This window comes from Candidatus Eisenbacteria bacterium, assembly GCA_035577985.1.
Taxonomy (GTDB): Bacteria; Desulfobacterota; Binatia; order DP-6; family DP-6; genus DATJZY01.
Map to the genome: position 1 here is coordinate 1 of DATJZY010000125.1, position 3561 is coordinate 3561.

A 3561-nucleotide genomic window follows, 5' to 3' on the forward strand; every position below is an offset into this window, starting at 1 on the left:
GCGCACCGCGGGACCGAGCCTGTCGCCGTTCAACGCCTGGGTGCTCCTGAAGGGGCTCGAGACGATGAGGCTGCGGATGGAGGCGCAGTCGGCGCGTGCGCTCGAGCTCGCCCGCTGGCTCGAGCGCCATCCGCGCGTCGAACGCGTCTACCACCCGTGGCTCGAGTCGCATCCGCAGCACGCCCTCGCCCGGCGTCAGCAGCGCGCGGGCGGGGCGATCGTTTCGTTCGACGTGCGCGGGGGCAAGCCCGCCGCCTGGCGGGTGGTGGACTCGACGCGCATGATCTCGATCACCGCGAACCTCGGCGACACCAAGTCCACGATCACCCATCCCGCTTCCACCACGCACGGGCGGATCAGCGCCGAGGCGCGCAAGGCGGCCGGGATCGGCGACGGACTGGTGCGCGTCGCGGTCGGGCTGGAAGCGGTCGAGGACCTGAAGGCCGATCTCGCCCGCGGGCTCGACGCCTAGAGCGCGCGCCCTCAGGCCAGGGCGACCGCCTGGCAGCCCCGCCCGTCGCAGCGGAGGTAGCTGCCCCGCTCGTACCAGTCGCCGAGCACCCAGCGCTCGCACGCGTGGCCGTCGACGATGTGCACGTGTTTTCCCGGGCGATGAGTGTGGCCGTGGATCAGGCGGGGGTAGTGGTACCTGCGCAGCGTCTCCTCGACCGCGCCGCTGTTGACGTCCATGATGACCGGCGCCTTCGCCTGCTTTTCCGACTCGCTCACGCGCCGCAGGCCGCCGCCGATCGCCTCGCGCACCTTGCGCGGCAGGGCGCGGAACGCGCGGATCACGCCCGGGCGCCGCACGCGCGCCCGATAGCGCTGATAGCGAACGTCGTCGGTGCACAGGAGATCGCCGTGCGTCAGCAGCGTGCGGACGCCGAAGGGCTCCTGCAGGCTCGGGTCGGCAAGGAGCTCGATGCCGCCGGCGCGCGCCGCGGCCTCGCCGAAGAGGAAGTCGCGGTTCCCGTGCATCAGCCGGACGGCGACGCCCGAACCGGCGAGCGCGTGGAGCGCGTCCAGCATGCGGTGGTTGAAGGCCTCGCTGGCGTCGTCGTCCCCGAGCCACCGGTCGAAGAGGTCGCCGAGGATGAAGAGCGCCGAGGCCGACCGGGCCTCCTCCGCGACGAAGCGCAGGAACCGCTCCGCGATCGCCCGACGCGCGGGCGAGAGGTGCAGGTCGGAGATGAAGAGCGCCGGCTTCACGCGCGGACGCGCGTCCCCATCAGACCACCTCGGCGCGCTCGATGATCACGTCCTCCACCGGGACGTCCTGGTGCATGCCGCCGCGGTGGCCGGTCTTCACCGACTTGATGCGGTCGACCACGTCCTTGCCGTCGGCGACGCGGCCGAAGACGCAGTAGCCCCAGCCCTGCGGGTTCGGCGCCTTGTGGTCGAGGAAGCCGTTGTCGTTGACGTTGATGAAGAACTGGGCGGTGGCCGAATGCGGGTCCGAGGTGCGCGCCATCGCGACCGTGTAGCGGGTGTTCTTCAGGCCGTTCTGCGCCTCGTTCTTGATCGGCGCCTGCGTCGGCTTCTGCTTCATGCCCGGCTCGAAGCCGCCGCCCTGGATCATGAAGCCGTCGATGACGCGGTGGAACAGCGTGTTCGAGTAGTGCCCGCTCGTCACGTAGGCGAGGAAGTTCTTGGACGACTCGGGGGCGCGGGCTTCGTCGAGCTCGATCGTGATCACGCCGTGGTTGGTGTGCAGTTTGACCATGAGGGCCTCACTTCGCCGGAAGGATGGTCGCCGATTCGATGACGATCGGCTCGCGGGGGACGTTCTGGTGCGGGCCGGCATTGCCGGTCGCCACCTTGGCGATCTTCTCGACGACGTCCATGCCCGAGACGACCTTGCCGAACACCGTATAGCCGTAACCCTGCGGCGTCGGCTCCTTGTAGTTCAGGAAGTCGTTGTTCTTCAGGTTGATGAAGAACTGCGCGCTGGCAGAGTGCGGGTCCGGCGTGCGCGCCATCGCGATCGTGCCGACGTCGTTCTTCAGGCCGTTCCCGGCTTCGTTCTCCACCGGGGCGCGGGTGGGCTTCTGGCGCATGTCCTTGTCGAAACCGCCACCCTGGATCATGAAGCCGTCGATGACGCGGTGGAAGGTGGTCCCGGCGTAGTGCCCGTCCTTCACATACTGCAGGAAGTTGGCGACGGTCTTGGGCGCCTTGTCGGGATAGAGCTCGAGGACGATCACGCCACGATTCGTCTTGAGTTCGACGCGCGGGTCGGCGGCGAGCGCCGGGGACACGGCGGCGAGGAGGGCGAGGGCAAGCAGCAGGATTCGCAAGGGTCGGGCTCCGGTGGTTGGGGGGTCGATCGGGAGTCTAGCGTGGCGCGCTCGCGTCGCTCGCGGGCGCGCTTTCGGTCGAGGGCGTGCCGGCGGTCGAAGGTGTGCTCTCCGTGGAGGGCGTCCTCTCGGTCGAAGGCGCGCTCTCCTTGGAGGGCGTGCTCGCGGTCGTGGGCGCGTTCGCGGTCGAAGGCGCGCTCGTGGTCGAGGGCTTGCTCGCGGGAGAGCGTTTGGGCGTCGCGGCCGGCAGCTCGCGCGCGAGCGCGAGCTTCGCCCGCACCGTCCGGTTGCCGACGTCGAGGTCGAGCGACTTCTGGTAGGCGCGCGCCGCGAGGCGCGCATAGACATCGCCGAGGTTTTCGTACGCGACCGCGGAGTCCGGGTTGGCGCGGATCGCGCTCTCGAGCGCGTCGCGCGCCCGCTCGTACTCGCCGCGCGAGGCGTAGATGACCGCGATGTTGTTGTACGGCTCGGCGAGCTCGGGGTGATCCAAGGTCAGCGCGAAGAACACGTCGAACGCCTCGTTGGTGCGACCCTGCTCGGAGAGGATCACGCCCTTCAGGAACCGGCCGCGTTCGTCGGCGGGCTTGGCGACGAGATAACGATCGATCGCCGCTGCGGCGTCGTCGAGCTCGCCCGCGCGCAGCGCCGCGCCGGCGGCGGCGAGATCGTCGCTCTGCGCGACCGCTGCGCCGAGCAATCCGCTGCAGGCGAGGAGCGCGAGGAGGGACGCAATGCGCATCGTGTGGGGTATACTCGAACGGCGTCGTGGAGCGACGCGATTCTAACAAGAACAGTGCCCGTGAAACCGTACGCGCCACGGTTCTCCTGCAATTCCCGTCGATGCTCAAGCTCTACAACACGCTTAGCCGGCTGAAGGAGACGTTCGTTCCGATCGAGCCGGGACGCGTGCGCATGTACGTCTGCGGGATGACGGTCTACGACTACTGCCACATCGGGCACGCGCGGGTGATGGTGGTGTTCGACGTCGTGCAGCGGTGGCTCCGCGCGAGCGGCTTCCGCGTGACCTACGTCCGCAACATCACCGACATCGACGACAAGATCATCCGGCGCGCGGCCGAGAACGGCGAATCGATCGGCGAGCTGACCGCGCGCTTCATCGGCTACATGGACGAGGACGCGGCTGCGCTCGGCGTGCAGAAGCCCGACCACGAGCCGCGCGCGACCGGGTACATCCGCGAGATGCTCGCGCTGATCGGCGAGCTCGAGTCGAACGGGCTCGCCTACCGGGTGCCGAGCGGCG

The 3561-nt window shown here is 69.3% G+C and carries 6 protein-coding genes; 2 read left to right on the forward strand and 4 right to left on the reverse strand.

Going from position 1 to position 3561, the window contains the following annotated elements; genetic code table 11:
- Nucleotides 1-472 (forward strand): PLP-dependent transferase (locus tag VMS22_17470; GenBank protein ID HXJ35824.1); only part of this gene is annotated, 472 nt, incomplete at its 5' end.
- A gap of 11 nt (nt 473-483) precedes the next feature.
- Here the strand turns inward: VMS22_17470 and VMS22_17475 are convergent.
- The 4 genes from VMS22_17475 to VMS22_17490 are packed head-to-tail and all read right to left on the reverse strand — an operon-like array spanning nt 484 to nt 3039.
- On the reverse strand, nt 484-1209 hold the full coding sequence (locus VMS22_17475; protein ID HXJ35825.1) for a UDP-2,3-diacylglucosamine diphosphatase: 726 nt from the start codon (nt 1207-1209) through the stop codon (nt 484-486).
- A gap of 19 nt (nt 1210-1228) precedes the next feature.
- Nucleotides 1229-1723 carry a peptidylprolyl isomerase gene (locus VMS22_17480; GenBank protein HXJ35826.1) on the reverse strand — a complete coding sequence of 165 codons (495 nt, stop codon included), beginning with the start codon at nt 1721-1723 and terminating at the stop codon, nt 1229-1231.
- 7 nt (nt 1724-1730) lie between these two features.
- Nucleotides 1731-2297, reverse strand: coding sequence for a peptidylprolyl isomerase (locus VMS22_17485; GenBank protein HXJ35827.1), 567 nt, complete (start codon nt 2295-2297; stop codon nt 1731-1733).
- Between the two features lie 37 nt (nt 2298-2334).
- Nucleotides 2335-3039 carry a tetratricopeptide repeat protein gene (locus VMS22_17490; GenBank protein ID HXJ35828.1) on the reverse strand — a complete coding sequence of 235 codons (705 nt, stop codon included), beginning with the start codon at nt 3037-3039 and terminating at the stop codon, nt 2335-2337.
- A gap of 101 nt (nt 3040-3140) precedes the next feature.
- Here VMS22_17490 and VMS22_17495 point away from each other — a divergent pair.
- Nucleotides 3141-3561, forward strand: a 421-nt coding sequence (locus tag VMS22_17495; protein HXJ35829.1) for a class I tRNA ligase family protein, incomplete at its 3' end; no start/stop codon positions are given.